This window comes from Microcystis protocystis FBCC-A270, assembly GCF_050500235.1.
GTDB classification, from domain to species: domain Bacteria; phylum Cyanobacteriota; class Cyanobacteriia; order Cyanobacteriales; family Microcystaceae; genus Microcystis; species Microcystis ichthyoblabe_A.
Genome location: NZ_CP191407.1, coordinates 3,975,458 through 3,988,873 on the forward strand (window position 1 = coordinate 3,975,458; position 13,416 = coordinate 3,988,873).

Annotated in this window: 16 protein-coding genes; 11 read left to right on the forward strand and 5 right to left on the reverse strand. The window is 41.7% G+C overall.

Translation table 11 applies throughout. The features are described 5' to 3' along the window. Nucleotides 1-63 precede the first annotated feature (63 nt). The 8 genes from ACQY1X_RS19360 to ACQY1X_RS19395 all read left to right on the forward strand — a co-directional run bounded on the left by ACQY1X_RS19360 (nt 64) and on the right by ACQY1X_RS19395 (nt 6,484). Nucleotides 64-3,669, forward strand: coding sequence for a tetratricopeptide repeat protein (locus ACQY1X_RS19360; RefSeq protein ID WP_430015022.1), 3,606 nt, complete (start codon nt 64-66; stop codon nt 3,667-3,669). Nucleotides 3,670-3,741: 72 nt separating this feature from the next. Continuing rightward, nucleotides 3,742-3,963 (forward strand): hypothetical protein, encoded by a 222-nt coding sequence (locus ACQY1X_RS19365; protein WP_002736659.1) that lies wholly within the window; start codon nt 3,742-3,744, stop codon nt 3,961-3,963. Next, nucleotides 3,941-4,198, forward strand: a complete 258-nt coding sequence (locus tag ACQY1X_RS19370; protein ID WP_002737575.1) for a hypothetical protein — start codon at nt 3,941-3,943, stop codon at nt 4,196-4,198. The genes ACQY1X_RS19365 and ACQY1X_RS19370 overlap by 23 nt, the downstream gene beginning before the upstream one ends. A gap of 16 nt (nt 4,199-4,214) precedes the next feature. Next, nucleotides 4,215-4,475 carry a tetratricopeptide repeat protein gene (locus ACQY1X_RS19375; RefSeq protein ID WP_430015023.1) on the forward strand — a complete coding sequence of 87 codons (261 nt, stop codon included), beginning with the start codon at nt 4,215-4,217 and terminating at the stop codon, nt 4,473-4,475. Nucleotides 4,476-4,620: 145 nt separating this feature from the next. Next, nucleotides 4,621-4,863: a hypothetical protein gene (locus tag ACQY1X_RS19380; RefSeq protein WP_002735297.1), complete on the forward strand. Its 243-nt coding sequence runs from the start codon at nt 4,621-4,623 to the stop codon at nt 4,861-4,863. 2 nt (nt 4,864-4,865) lie between these two features. Beyond that, the gene (locus tag ACQY1X_RS19385) at nt 4,866-5,273 is read left to right on the forward strand and encodes a type II toxin-antitoxin system VapC family toxin (protein WP_008197333.1); all 408 of its coding nucleotides are present in this window, start codon (nt 4,866-4,868) and stop codon (nt 5,271-5,273) included. Nucleotides 5,274-5,774: 501 nt separating this feature from the next. Beyond that, entirely contained in the window at nt 5,775-6,089 is a 315-nt protein-coding gene (locus ACQY1X_RS19390) for a nucleotidyltransferase domain-containing protein (protein ID WP_002737075.1), read from the forward strand. Next, nucleotides 6,086-6,484, forward strand: a complete 399-nt coding sequence (locus ACQY1X_RS19395; RefSeq protein ID WP_002750396.1) for a HEPN domain-containing protein — start codon at nt 6,086-6,088, stop codon at nt 6,482-6,484. Before ACQY1X_RS19390 ends, ACQY1X_RS19395 begins: the two co-directional genes overlap by 4 nt. Nucleotides 6,485-6,775: 291 nt before the next feature. On the opposite strand, the gene ACQY1X_RS19400 is transcribed toward ACQY1X_RS19395, so the two are convergent. After that, nucleotides 6,776-7,297: a DUF2062 domain-containing protein gene (locus tag ACQY1X_RS19400; protein WP_123230562.1), complete on the reverse strand. Its 522-nt coding sequence runs from the start codon at nt 7,295-7,297 to the stop codon at nt 6,776-6,778. Between the two features lie 64 nt (nt 7,298-7,361). Here ACQY1X_RS19400 and mnmE point away from each other — a divergent pair, with 64 nt between their 5' ends. Further along, the gene (mnmE, locus tag ACQY1X_RS19405; protein WP_430013372.1) at nt 7,362-8,735 is read left to right on the forward strand and encodes a tRNA uridine-5-carboxymethylaminomethyl(34) synthesis GTPase MnmE; all 1,374 of its coding nucleotides are present in this window, start codon (nt 7,362-7,364) and stop codon (nt 8,733-8,735) included. A gap of 62 nt (nt 8,736-8,797) precedes the next feature. On the opposite strand, the gene ACQY1X_RS19410 is transcribed toward mnmE, so the two are convergent. From ACQY1X_RS19410 to ACQY1X_RS19425, 4 genes are all read right to left on the reverse strand, one after another. Beyond that, on the reverse strand, nt 8,798-9,115 hold the full coding sequence (locus ACQY1X_RS19410) for a polyhydroxyalkanoate biosynthesis repressor PhaR (RefSeq protein WP_104396203.1): 318 nt from the start codon (nt 9,113-9,115) through the stop codon (nt 8,798-8,800). 112 nt (nt 9,116-9,227) lie between these two features. Continuing rightward, entirely contained in the window at nt 9,228-9,524 is a 297-nt protein-coding gene (locus ACQY1X_RS19415; protein ID WP_287743092.1) for a polyhydroxyalkanoate biosynthesis repressor PhaR, read from the reverse strand. 112 nt (nt 9,525-9,636) lie between these two features. After that, on the reverse strand, nt 9,637-9,945 hold the full coding sequence (locus ACQY1X_RS19420) for a DUF4164 family protein (protein ID WP_002760170.1): 309 nt from the start codon (nt 9,943-9,945) through the stop codon (nt 9,637-9,639). A 113-nt stretch (nt 9,946-10,058) separates the two neighbouring features. Then, on the reverse strand, nt 10,059-10,334 hold the full coding sequence (locus tag ACQY1X_RS19425) for a polyhydroxyalkanoate biosynthesis repressor PhaR (protein ID WP_430013373.1): 276 nt from the start codon (nt 10,332-10,334) through the stop codon (nt 10,059-10,061). Between the two features lie 368 nt (nt 10,335-10,702). On the opposite strand from ACQY1X_RS19425, the gene alr reads away from it, so the two are divergent. Both alr and ACQY1X_RS19435 read left to right on the forward strand, forming a co-directional pair. Beyond that, nucleotides 10,703-11,899, forward strand: coding sequence for an alanine racemase (gene alr / locus ACQY1X_RS19430; RefSeq protein ID WP_430015024.1), 1,197 nt, complete (start codon nt 10,703-10,705; stop codon nt 11,897-11,899). A gap of 196 nt (nt 11,900-12,095) precedes the next feature. Beyond that, on the forward strand, nt 12,096-13,400 hold the full coding sequence (locus tag ACQY1X_RS19435) for a cytochrome P450 (RefSeq protein WP_430015748.1): 1,305 nt from the start codon (nt 12,096-12,098) through the stop codon (nt 13,398-13,400). Nucleotides 13,401-13,416: the final 16 nt, after the last annotated feature.

Genomic DNA, 13,416 nt, shown 5'->3' on the forward strand with positions numbered 1-13,416 from the left:
CGATCTTTGTGTCCTTTGTGTCTTTGTGGTTCCTTCCATTCCCTCGCTAGGAGAGATGTATCAATGATAGAACAGATGAAGAAGCAATTTTTTGTCAGCTATAATGGGCGTGATGAGCAGTGGGCAGAATGGATTGCGTGGATACTCGAAGAAGCGGGTTATTCTGTCATTATTCAAGCTTGGGATTTTCGCCCCGGCAATAATTTTGCTTTAGAAATGCAGAATGCGACTGCTCAAGCTGAAAAAACGCTCGCTGTTCTCTCCAGTAACTACTTAAATGCGCTCTATACCCATCCAGAATGGGCGGCAGCTTTCGCTCAAGATCCAAAAGGTCAAAAAAGAACTTTAATCCCCATTCGTGTCTCAGAATGCGAAATTAAGGGGCTGTGGCAACAGATTGTTTATGCAGACGTGGTTAATCTTTCGGAAGCTGAGGCGAAGGATGTGGTTTTAGCCGCATTGCAGGAGAGGGCAAAACCGACGCAAGCACCGGGCTTTCCGGGAGTCAGTCTTCCCCCTGCTGAACGTATTACGCCGCAGCGAGTGGATTATCCGGGGGCAGAAGTTCCCCATAATTTAGCCAAGGCGCGTACTGGGGCGGTTAATTTTGTGGGGCGTGAAGATGCAATGACACAACTGCACCACCATTTACAGCAACAAGAAAGAATTGCGATTACCGCCGTCGTTACGGGAATGGCAGGAGTGGGTAAAACAGAGTTAGCTCTCCAGTATGCGCTATACCACAAGAAAAAATCGACTTATCCCGGCGGTATTTGTTGGATAGGGGTGCAAGCGGAAACAGTGGGGGTACAACTATTAGATTTTGCTAAGTCGCTGTTGGGTTTGTTTCCCCCGGAAGATTTGAATTTGCGGGGGCAATTGGATTATTGTTGGGCGAGATGGCAACCGCCGGGGGATGTACTGCTAATTTTAGATGATGTGCATCAATACGCGGAAATCCAAGATTATTTGCCTCCCCAAGAACAACGTTTTAAGGTATTGATTACGACTCGGCAAAATTGGCTGGCAGCATCGTTTGAGCAGTTGCGCTTACCCGTTTTAAGCGAATCAGCCGCCCTTGCTTTACTGGAATCTCTGATTGGTGCGTCACGTCTGCAAGCTGAATTAGAGGTAGGGAAGGGGTTATGTGCGTGGTTGGGTTATTTGCCTTTAGGGTTGGAATTGGTGGGGCGTTTCCTCAAGCGGCGTACTAATTGGACGTTGGCAAGGATGCAGCAGCAGTTGATAGATAAGGGTTTACAGTTGTCTGCTTTGCAGAATGCTTCGGCAGATATGACGGCGCAAAGAGGGGTAGAGGCTGCTTTTGAGGTGAGTTGGGAGGGGTTGAATCAACCAGCGCGGGATTTAGGCTGTTTTCTCAGTCTCTTTGCTTTGGCTCCTATTCCTTGGCGGTTGGTGATAGAGCGGTGTTTGTCGGCTGAGGATGAGGAGGAGTTGGAAGATATTAGAGAGGACAAATTACTCAATCTTCATCTGTTGCAAGCGGTAGCAGGAGAAGTTTATCAGTTTCATCCGTTGGTGCGACAGTTTTTTCAAGCTAAGTTAGCACTGCGAGAGGATGGAGATGAGTTGAAACGCTCCTTTTGTCGGGGTATGGTTGAGGAGGCAAAGACTGTTCCTCAAGATTTAACCAAGGAGCAAGTGGAAGCTGTCGCCCTATCTATTCCCCATATTGCGGAATCAGCGACAGAGTTAGAACAATGGCTGGAGGATGAGGATTTAATCCCGTCTTTTGAAGGATTGGGACATTTTTATTGTGGGCAGGGATTGTACGAACAAGCTAAACCCCTGCTTAAGCAATGTCTAAAACTAACTCACCGCCGTTTGGGAGAGGAACATCCCGATGTTGCACAATCCCTCAATAATTTAGCCACATTGTACGTATCCCAAGGAAAATATGCAGAAGCCGAGCCACTCTTAATACAAGCTTTAGAGTTGTATAAACGAATATTATGGGAAAATCATCCCTATGTAGCTGATTCTCTCAACAATTTAGCCATATTGTACCATTTCCAAGGAAAATATAAAGAAGCTAAATCCTTCTTTATAAAAGCTTTAGAATTGAGGAAACAACTGCTAGGTGAGAATCATCCCGATGTTGCTGCCTCTCTTAATGGTTTATCAAATGTGTACTATTGTCAGGGAAAGTACGAAGAGGCTAAATTACTCTTAGGACAAGCTTTAGAATTGGATAAACGACTATTAGGGGAGAATCATCCCAATATAGCTAATTCTCTCATTAGTTTAGCGAACTTGTACCATGCCCAAGGCAGATACGGAGAGGCTGAACCCATATTAATACAAGCTTTAGAATTGGATAAACGACTATTAGGGGAGAATCATCCCAATATAGCTAATTCTCTCATTAGTTTAGCGAACTTGTACCATGCCCAAGGCAGATACGGAGAGGCTGAACCCATATTAATACAAGCTTTAGAATTGGATAAACGACTATTAGGGGAGAATCATCCCAATATAGCTAATTCTCTCATTAGTTTAGCGAACTTGTACCATGCCCAAGGCAGATACGGAGAGGCTGAACCCATATTAATACAAGTATTAGAGTTGAATAAACGACTATTAGGGGAGAATCATCCTAATGTAGCTAATTCCATCAGCGGTTTAGCAGGATTGTACCATACTCAAGGCAGGTACGAAGAAGCAGAACTCCTCTTTTTACAAGCTTTAGAATTGGATAAACGACTATTAGGGGAGAATCATCCCAATATAGCTAATTCTCTCATTAGTTTAGCGAACTTGTACCATGCCCAAGGCAGATACGGAGAGGCTGAACCCATATTAATACAAGTATTAGAGTTGAATAAACGACTATTAGGGGAGAATCATCCTAATGTAGCTAATTCCATCAGCGGTTTAGCAGGATTGTACCATACTCAAGGCAGGTACGAAGAAGCAGAACTCCTCTTTTTACAAGCTTTAGAATTGAGGAAGCGACTATTAGGAGAGAATCATCCCGATGTAGCCATTTCCTTCAATGAGTTAGCATTATTGTACGAATTGCAAGGAAAGTACGAAGAAGCAGAACTCCTCTTTTTACAAGCTTTAGAATTGAGGAAGCGACTATTAGGAGAGAATCATCCCGATGTAGCCACTTCTCTCATGAGTTTAGCAGGATTGTACGAATCTCAAAGAAGGTACGAAGAAGCAGAACCCCTCCATTTACAAGCATTAAAATTGTATAAGCGACTATTAGGTGACAATCATCTCGATGTAGCTAATTCCCTCAACAATTTGGCAGAATTATACCGTTCCCAAGGAAAGTACGAAGAAGCAGAACCCCTCAATTTACAAGCTTTAGAATTGTATAAACGACTATTCGGGGAGAATCATCCCTGTGTTGCTACTTCCCTCAACAATTTAGCACTGATTTATAACTCTCAAAGTAAGTATGCCGAAGCCGAATCTATTCATTTGCAAGTACTGGAATTGAGGCAACGACGATTAGGGGAGAATCATCCCTATGTAGCTAATTCCCTCAAGAATTTGGCAGAATTATACCGTTCCCAAGGCAGGTACAAAGAAGCGGAACCTCTCTTTTTACAAGCTTTAGCAATTGCCGAGCAAGCTTTAGGGGAGAATCATCCTACTACTGTTAGGATTCGGGAAAACTTAGAGTCGCTCCCGTAGGATGGGTTATTAACCTATCCGATAATACAACAATATAAAATAATAGAATCACCTTCAATCAACCAAACAATCATGACTACACTCAAAGATATTGAATCCGCGATTCTCCAGTTGCCTGACGAAGAAATCCATCAATTATCAGCTTGGTTACAAGACTATCTTGATGATAGTTGGGACAAACAGATAAAAAACGATCTCGAATCAGGGAAACTCGATCGACTATTACAAAAAGTCAACAATGATATCAGTAACAATCAAGTTAAGCCTTTAGATGAAATCCTTAACAACTCCTGATTTTTGGCAATGTTATGCCAACTTACCTCCCTACATTAAGCAACAGGCCAAAAAAGCCTATCGTCTCTGGATTAGTAATGTTTTCCATCGATCATTACATTTCAAGAAAGTAGGGAAAAATGTCTGGTCAGTCCGAATAACTGAGAATTATAGAGCTTTAGCATTGAAAAAAGGTGAAGATTATTACTGGTTTTGGATTGGTTCTCATGATGAGTATGAAGAGTTAATTAAATAGAAGGAGAAAATTAACCATGCTAGATCCTAAAGAATTTCGCAATATTATCCACCAATATTTTACTGAAGTTACCTCACAGGAATTTCTGGCAAATCAAAAAAAATACTGTCCAGAAATTTTTGAAGGCGATAACTATCCCAATGTCACTGAAAATCTTAATAATTTAGCAAAACTCTACCAATCTCAAGGAAGGTACGCGGAAGCTGAACCCCCTCTATTTACAAGCATTAGCAATTGCCGAGCAAGCTTTAGGGGAGAATCATCCTGCTACTGTTAAGATTCGGGAAAACTTACAAACGCTGCGACAACAGCAACATCCATCGTCTTAACTGTGATTGATGGGATTATGGGATGGACTATAATTGAATTAATCACTGATAACTGATATAGGCTATAGTTGAAGAACTTACAAAGGTAAAATTATGACCATTAAAGAACAACTAATTCATGAAATTGAAACAGTATCCGATGAGGTAATAGAAGAAGTTTTTGACTTTTTATTGTTAGCCAAAATCAAACATCATCGATCGCAAGAACAATCTAAACCTTTCGCGCGATTTATCGAAGAACTCACTGCTGATATTCCTCAAGAAGTTTTAGATACCTTACCAACCGATAGTGCAGAGCAACATGATCATTACATCTACGGTACTCCTAAACATTAACCATGAAGCAAATTTTTGCCGACACCTTTTATTGGATCGCTTTACTCAACCCCAAAGATGACTGGCATCAAATCGCACTCAACTATGCTCATAATTGTATCAATGATCAACTAATAACAACGGATGGCATTATTGATGAGATACTGAACTATGCTTCATGTAGAGGAACTATTATGAGACAGAAAGCACTCTTAATGTGTACGCAAATGCTACGGGAAAAAACAATACAAGTTATTTCCTATACACCAGAATTACGTCAATTAGGTTTTGAATTATATAAACAACGGTCAGACAAAGGTTATAGTATTACAGACTGCATATCAATGATAATTATGCAACAAATGGATATTTTTGAAGTGCTTACCCATGACAAGCACTTTACCCAAGAAGGTTTTATTATTCTTTTTTAAAAAATAGAACTACTATAAAATGGAGTCAACGACTATTAGGAAAAATCACTCTACTATTGTTCAAATTCGGAAAAGTTTACAAATGATGCGACAACAGCAATATCCATCGTCTTAACTGTGATTGATGGGATTATGGGATGGACTATAATTGATCATTGATGAAGGCTTGCTGAATACAACACAATCATAGTATTCATTCAATCATTTCAATCATAGTTTGGACTTATTATGGGATTATGGGATGGACTATAATTGATCATTGATGAAGACTTGCTGAATACAACACAATCATAGTATTCATTCAATCATTTCAATCATAGTTTGGACTTATTATGGGATTATGGGATGGACTATAATTGATCATTGATGAAGACTTGCTGAATACAACACAATCATAGTATTCATTCAATCATTTCAATCATAGTTTAGACTTATTATGGGATTATGGGATGGACTATATTGTTAATATTGTTTTGCAGTACAAAAAGGTCATAAAAAATCATGGACAAACAACTATTACTCAATAAAATTAAACAAGCAGTACAAGCGATCGAACCACAAGCGCAAATATTTCTTTATGGTTCACGGGCGCGAAACGATGCTCAACCAGACTCTGATTGGGATATATTAGTATTAGTTGATGGGATCACTAACCCTACTCGCACATCTCAAATCCGTCGTCAAATTTATGAAATCGAATGGGAAACAGAAGAAGTTATTTGTACCATTGTTCGCAGCAAAAATCAATGGGAACATCCCTTATTACAAACTACTCCTTTCTGGCAATCAGTTAACAAAGAAGCTATTATGCTATGAGTAAAAATTCCCCTCACGATCAACTAATTAGGTATCGTTTAAATCGTGCAGAGGAAGCTTATCAAGATGCTTGTTCTCTTGCTGATGGTGCAAGATGGAATAGTTGTATCAATCGTCTGTACTATAGTTGCTTTTATGCTGTTACGGCTTTACTTGCTTATGATAATCTTTCATCTCCAAAACATACAGGTGTCCGTAGTCTCTTCAACAAAAACTACATCCGTAGCGAAATTATTTCAAAAGACTTTGGTGCAATTTATAACGAATTGTTTGAATACCGTCTCGAAGCAGATTATACAGACTTTGCAGATTTTGATGAATTACAAGTTCTTCCTTTCATTGCAAAAGTGAGAGATTTTTTAAATATAATTTCAGACCTACTTCCTACTGATTAAATGACAAAAGTATTGTATGTCAATACATTAAGTAAAGAGCATCTCAATACACAAATGATTCGTAATAATTTACAAATGATGCGACAGTCACAGCCATCGTCTTAACTGTGATTGATGGGATTATGGGATGGACTATAACTGATCATTGATGAAGACTTGCTGAATACAACACAATCATAGTATTCATTCAATCAAATAACAGTTTAGACTTATTGTGGGATTACCGTAGGTGCTTCTCATCGATGCCTCTTAGATTACCAGATTTCGTCCCCCCCGAACGGTTACAATTTATCAGCGTTTTCTCCTTGTTTGTCGCCGGTGATACCGTTGATGAACTAGGCGATAGCTAACAAAATAGGTTATAGTAGCAAATACCGTCGCTGATAGTAAGCAACCAAAAAACAGGGTCAAAAGAAATTGGCCGCCAGAACTAGCTAACTTTTCGATGAAGCTTTGATTAGTTTGAAAAATGTCACCCACATTCGATCGCCCGCTTTGACCAAGAATAAACTCTCCCAATCTATAATTAAACAGGAAAATCGGCAGATCGGTCACGGGATTGCTGATATAAGTACCAGCAGCAGCGGCAATTTTGTTGGCACGAAATAGGGTAGCTAAAAAGATAGCGATGATGATTTGAAGGCCGATCCACGGGAAAAATCCCGAAAAAACTCCCAAGGCAAAACCCCTGGCAATTTCCCTAGGATGTCCTTGTAATCGCATTAAGCGAATATACCAATAGCGCAAAAATCGCAGTAAGCGATTACTTGAATATTTGCGGCTTTTTCTCGCTTTTAATGACCTTGAGCGCATATTTTCGGGATAAATGCTGACAAAATTGATCCTGACTTCAATTTTAGCAAGGAGTGATTAAGAGATGTTAAACACAGGGGATACGATCGCCGCCATCGCTACGGCGATCGTTCCGGAACAGGGTAGTATCGGTATTGTCCGTTTATCCGGTAGTCAGGCAGTGGCGATCGCTCGTCGGCTTTTCCATACCCGCAATCGTCAAAAATGGCAAAGTCATCGTCTTCTCTACGGTTATATCCGGCATCCCCAAAGTCAGGCAATTATCGATGAAGCTTTGCTGTTGCTCATGTTAGCGCCCCGCTCTTTCACCCGCGAGGATGTGGTGGAATTTCACTGTCATGGCGGCATTATTCCCGTACAACAGGTGTTACAGTTATGTCTAGAAAATGGGGCGCGTTTGGCACAAGCGGGGGAATTTAGCCTGCGTGCCTTTCTTAACGGCAGAATTGACCTAACTCAAGCCGAAAGCGTCGTCGATCTCGTTGGGGCGCGTTCTCCCCAAGCGGCACAATTTGCCCTCGCTGGGTTGCAGGGGAAACTCGCGCAACCGATCCGCCATTTGCGGGCCACCTGTCTCGATATTTTGGCTGAAATTGAGGCCCGTATTGACTTTGAAGAGGATTTACCGCCCTTGGATTGCGAGGCGGTTCTCCATAGCATAGAACAGGTTTTTTGTCAAGTAAATTTAATTTTAGCCACCGCCGAGCGCGGGGAATTGCTGCGTAGTGGTCTGAAAGTGGCGATCGTGGGGCGGCCGAATGTGGGTAAATCCAGTTTGTTAAATGCTTGGAGTCGGAGCGATCGAGCGATTGTCACCGATTTACCCGGCACTACCCGCGATATCGTCGAATCTCAGCTAGTTGTGGCGGGAATTCCCGTACAAGTCCTCGATACGGCAGGAATTCGCTCGGCCAGCGATCGAGTTGAACAAATTGGGGTGGAACGTTCCCGTCAAACGGCCCGGTCTGCTGATTTAGTTCTCTTAACCGTCTCCGCAGAGTCCGGATGGACAGAGGAAGATGAGGAAATTTATCGCTCTGTCAGCGATCGCCGATTAATTTTAGTGATTAATAAAATTGATTTAGCTCATCCCGAAACGGTAATTTATCCAGCAGAAATTGAGCGAGTTGTCAAGCTTTCCGCCGCCCAAAATCAGGGTATTGAAGAGTTAGAAAAAACTATTATTAATGCTGTCCAAAATCAAGAAATACAGGCGGCTAATTTGGATTTAGCCATTAATCAACGACAGGCGGCCGCTTTAACTAGGGCGAAAATTGCTTTGCAACAGGTCAAAAACACAATTGACCAAAATTTGCCTTTTGATTTTTGGTCGATCGATCTGCGTACTGCCATTCAAGCTTTAGGAGAAATTACCGGCGAAGAAGTGACTGAATCGGTACTTGATCGCATTTTTAGCCGTTTTTGTATTGGTAAATAAGCAATGAGGAAATCTGGTCAACTGTGTTGGGTTAACTGTAGTCTTGTTGAGGATTGTATAACTCAGATATTACTGGAAAAAAAGACTTTCCAAGCGGCCGTAATAATGGCACTTCCCAAAAGGATAATCAATGTCCAGACCTGATTTTTTTGGGTTCCTTCCACTGATTTTAGCCGATTGTCGATGCCTTCAATTTTCCCGTCTAAAACTTTAATATCCCCTTTGATATCTGCTTGTCCTATCTCAAGTTTTGTTAAGCGATTATCTAATCGATCAAACCGTTCATCAATCTTATCGAATTTCTGGCTAACTTCCTTGATACTGTCTTTAATTTCTTTAAGGACGACATCCAGGGAATAAGTAACAGTTTCGTTAGACATTGGGTCAACTCCTATACTGCATCTGGTTGGATATAATTTTATCTTAGTCTAGGCTTTAAAAAAATTTTCTTTCAGGAGCGGTTAACTGTAGTTTTGTTGAGGATTGGAGAACTCAGATATTGCCGGAAAAAAATACTTTCCAAGCGGCCGTAATAATGGCACTTCCCAAAAGGATAATCAATGTCCAGACCTGATTTTTTTGGGTTCCCTCTACCGATATTAGCCGATTGTCGATGCCTTCGATTTTCCCGTCTAAAACTTTAATATCCCCTTTGAGATCGGCTATTCCTATTTCTACTTTGGTCAAGCGCTCATCAATCTTATCGAATTTTTGACTAACTTCCTTGATACTGTCTTTAATTTCTTTAAGGACGACATCCAGGGAATAAGTGACAGTTTCGTTAGACATTGGCTAAACTCCTATACTGCATCTGGTTGGATATAATTTTATCTTAGTCTAGGCTTTAAGAAAATTTTCTTTCAGGAGCGATTAACTGTAGTCTTGTTGAGAATTAGAGAACTCAGATATTACTGGAAAAAAATACTTTCCAAGCAGCCGTAATAATGGCACTTCCCAAAAGGATAATCAATGTCCAGACCTGATTTTTTTGGGTTCCCTCTACCGATATTAGCCGATTGTCGATGCCTTCGATTTTCTCGTCTAACACTTTAATATCCCCTTTAAGATCAGTTACTCCTATTTCTAGTTTGGTTAACCGATCTTCTACCTTGTCAAATCTTTCGTTAACCCGCTTCTCAAGCGAGTCGATCTTTCCCTCAATCCTTGTGAGGACAGCTTCTAGGGAATAAGTAACAGTTTCGTTAGACATTTGGTAAACTCCTATACTGCATCTGGTTGGATATAATTTTATCTTAAGTCTAGGCTTTAAGAAAATTTTCTTTCAGGAGCGGTTAACTGTAGTCTTGTTGAGAATTAGAGAACTCAGATATTACTGGAAAAAAATACTTTCCAAGCGGCAGTAATAATGGCACTTCCCAAAAGGATAATCAATGTCCAGACCTGATTTTTTTGGGTTCCCTCTACCGATATTAGCCGATTTTCCATGCCTTCGATTTTCTCGTCTAACACTTTAATATCTCCTTTGATATCGGTTAATCCTATTTCTACTTTTGTCAAGCGCTCATCAATCTTATCGATCTTCCCCTCAATCCTTGTGAGGACAGCTTCTAGGGAATAAGTAACAGTTTCGTTAGACATTGGCTAAACTCCTGTACTGCATCTGGTTGGATATAATAATTTTATCTTAGTCTAGGCTTTTTGGCATTCCTTACCCTATAGTTAACTTCACTTCTGTCCAACCACTGAGATAGTGTTAGGTGAAAATTTCCCTACTTTCTTGTCACTGATTAGCGGTTACTGTTCATTCTCTGCGAAAAAACCCTAACCCCTAACACCGATAACCCTAACTGCCAATTTTTTCGGGAACTTCCTAACATCCCATTCATCTTAAAGCCTAGATTCCGCCTGGAAAAAGGAGGAAATCCAGAGGAGTTTCCGGCTTTTTTCCTAGCCCTCTCGGTTTTCTTTTGGTATAAATTGGGTTATGCGTGCAAAGGAGTGAGCGAGTGACGTTTAGCATCGAACCAAAAATTATCAATCCGCCCAAAAACCGTCATGATTATCAATTGTCGGAAGTAATTCGCTATCGTGCTTGGGTAGAGATCGATCGCTCGGCATTACAACAAAACGTGCGAAAAGTCAAGGACTTATTAGCCCCAAAAACGGAATTAATGGCGGTAATTAAAGCCGATGCTTACGGACACGGGGCAGTTAAGGTGGCTAACAGCGTTTTAGAAGCCGGAGCGCAGTCTTTAGCCATCGCGACTATCGGGGAAGGTATCGAACTACGCGAAGCAGGAATCGTTGCCCCAATTATGATTTTAGGGGCAGTCAATACCCTGGAAGAAGTGGCAGCCTTGGCCCATTGGCAATTGCAACCCACCCTGGTACAAATCGAACAGGTGCAAATTTTTGCCAGCGTTATGAGACGCTTAGAGCAGCGGCTGCCAGTTCATATCAAACTAGATACGGGGATGTCTCGCTTAGGTACACAATGGCACAACGGCACCAAATTCGTCGAACAGGTTTTAGAGGCTCCTAACCTGAAAATTGCCAGTATATACTCCCATTTTGCCACAGCTGACGATCCTAATCCCGAGATCATGCAGTTACAACGGCAAAGATTCCAACAAGCGATCGCCGAGTTAAGATCAAAAGGTTATCATCCCCCCTGTCTGCATTTAGCCAACTCTGCCGCTACCCTAAGCGATCGATCTCTGCACTACGATCGAGTTAGAGTCGGATTAGCTCTCTACGGTCTTTATCCTGCCGATCATCTCACCGATAAAGTCCCTTTGCAACCCGTCCTGCAAGTAAAAGCGCGCATTGCCCAAGTCAAAACCATTGCCGCTGGCTCCGGAGTGAGTTATGGTCATCAGTACATAGCGGCAAAAGACACCCGTATTGCTGTGGTCGGTATCGGTTACGCCGATGGAATTCCCCGCAATCTCTCCAATCGTTTAAAAGTATCCCTGAGAGGACGTTTAGTACCCCAAATCGGCGCGATAACCATGGATCAGTTAATGATTGACGTGAGCGAGATTCCAGAGGTAAAAACAGGGGAAATCGTCACACTTATCGGTAAAGATGGCCCGCAGTGCATCACCGCCGACGATTGGGCGCGGGATTTAGGTACGATATCCTGGGAAATTCTCTGCGGGTTTAAGCATCGTTTGCCGCGAATTACTATTAGCAATGGGTGATTATGGCGGTGATCTTAAAAAATGTCAATTGGCGGCAATTCTTGTTGTTGACTGACTGGTGAGATGTGTAATTAATTTTGCCTAGATACTTGCCTTGGTCAAGTGCGATCGCTGGGGGATGAATTCCCCAGTGCTTTAGGTTAGAATAAACAGGGTTAATCGACGGCAAATGATTAGTTTTACCCTAGAGGCAGCGATGACTACAAGCAACGATTTACCCCTACCCCCCGGCAGTTTCGGATTACCCCTATTAGGAGAAACAATCGCTTTTTTAACCGATGGGGATTTTGCCAGCAAACGTCATAATAAATATGGTCAACTTTTCCGTACTCATATTTTTGGCAGTCCCACGATAATTTTATCCGGTGCCGAAGCTAACCGGTTTCTCCTCAGCAACGAGAATAAATACTTTGCGGCAACTTGGCCTAAAAGCACCAAAACTCTCCTAGGCAGCGCATCTTTAGCGGTGCATACAGGAGATGTCCACGCTTCCCGTCGTCGCTTAATCTATCAAGCTTTTCAACCCCGGTCCCTAGCAAGTTATATCCCTACGGTAGAAACAATTACCGCTCACTATTTAGAGCGTTGGCAAACCGCAAAAACCCTGTCATGGTATCCTGAATTAAGAAACTATACCCTCGATATCGCCTGTAAATTATTTGTCGGTCTTGACCAGGGTTCTGCTACCAAATTAGGAGAAGCTTTTGATACTTTTTCTGCGGGACTATTTACCCTTCCCCTTCCCCTTCCTTGGACAGCTTTCGGCAAAGCATTACGCTGTCGAGAAGAATTACTGCAAGCGCTCGAAACTATCATTTTAGAAAGACAAAAAAATGATAACCCTGGCCAGGATGCTCTTGCTATCCTTTTACAAGCTAAAGACGAAAACGGTCAAAGTTTATCCCTAGCGGAATTAAAGGATCAAGTGCTATTATTACTCTTTGCTGGTCATGAAACTTTAACCTCTGCTATCGCCACTTTCTGCCTACAAATGGCACTGCATCCCGATATTTTTCAGCTTGTCCTTGAGGAAATAACTAATTTTGATCTATCCACTCCTTTAAGCGTTGATACCCTCAAACAGATGACCTATTTAGATCGCGTTTTAAAGGAAGTTTTACGTTTTACTCCCCCCGTGGGAGGAGGATTCCGTCGGGTAATAGAAGACTGTCAATTTAACGGTTATCATTTGCCGAAAGGATGGATAGTGCAGTATCAAATCAGCAATACCCATAAAGATAATAATATTTATTCCCATCCTGAAACCTTTGATCCCGATCGCTTTTTAGCCGAAGAAAAACCCTACGGATATATCCCCTTTGGTGCGGGATTGCGCGAATGTATCGGCAAGGAATTCGCTCGTTTAGAGATGAAAATTTTAGCCGTCCGTTTAGTACAAAAGTATGATTGGCAATTACTCCCTAATCAAGATCTCACCCTCACCACTATCCCCACTCCCCACCCCCGGGACGGTTTACAAGTCACCTTTAAACCCCGTTAACCAGTTAGGATAAAAA

Excerpts from the sequence above, each read along its gene's own strand:
- ACQY1X_RS19360 (WP_430015022.1), top strand. The coding sequence starts at position 64 with ATGATAGAACAGATGAAGAAGCAATTTTTTGTCAGCTATAATGGGCGT.
- ACQY1X_RS19420 (WP_002760170.1), bottom strand. The coding sequence starts at position 9,945 with ATGTCTAACGAAACTGTTACTTATTCCCTAGAAGCTGTCCTCACAAGG.
- ACQY1X_RS19370 (WP_002737575.1), top strand. The coding sequence starts at position 3,941 with ATGAAATCCTTAACAACTCCTGATTTTTGGCAATGTTATGCCAACTTA.
- ACQY1X_RS19365 (WP_002736659.1), top strand. The coding sequence starts at position 3,742 with ATGACTACACTCAAAGATATTGAATCCGCGATTCTCCAGTTGCCTGAC.
- ACQY1X_RS19415 (WP_287743092.1), bottom strand. The coding sequence starts at position 9,524 with ATGTCTAACGAAACTGTCACTTATTCCCTGGATGTCGTCCTTAAAGAA.
- ACQY1X_RS19410 (WP_104396203.1), bottom strand. The coding sequence starts at position 9,115 with ATGTCTAACGAAACTGTTACTTATTCCCTGGATGTCGTCCTTAAAGAA.
- ACQY1X_RS19395 (WP_002750396.1), top strand. The coding sequence starts at position 6,086 with ATGAGTAAAAATTCCCCTCACGATCAACTAATTAGGTATCGTTTAAAT.
- ACQY1X_RS19400 (WP_123230562.1), bottom strand. The coding sequence starts at position 7,297 with ATGCGCTCAAGGTCATTAAAAGCGAGAAAAAGCCGCAAATATTCAAGT.
- ACQY1X_RS19390 (WP_002737075.1), top strand. The coding sequence starts at position 5,775 with ATGGACAAACAACTATTACTCAATAAAATTAAACAAGCAGTACAAGCG.
- ACQY1X_RS19425 (WP_430013373.1), bottom strand. The coding sequence starts at position 10,334 with ATGTCTAACGAAACTGTTACTTATTCCCTAGAAGCTGTCCTCACAAGG.
- mnmE (WP_430013372.1), top strand. The coding sequence starts at position 7,362 with ATGTTAAACACAGGGGATACGATCGCCGCCATCGCTACGGCGATCGTT.
- ACQY1X_RS19385 (WP_008197333.1), top strand. The coding sequence starts at position 4,866 with ATGAAGCAAATTTTTGCCGACACCTTTTATTGGATCGCTTTACTCAAC.
- ACQY1X_RS19380 (WP_002735297.1), top strand. The coding sequence starts at position 4,621 with ATGACCATTAAAGAACAACTAATTCATGAAATTGAAACAGTATCCGAT.
- ACQY1X_RS19435 (WP_430015748.1), top strand. The coding sequence starts at position 12,096 with ATGACTACAAGCAACGATTTACCCCTACCCCCCGGCAGTTTCGGATTA.
- ACQY1X_RS19375 (WP_430015023.1), top strand. The coding sequence starts at position 4,215 with ATGCTAGATCCTAAAGAATTTCGCAATATTATCCACCAATATTTTACT.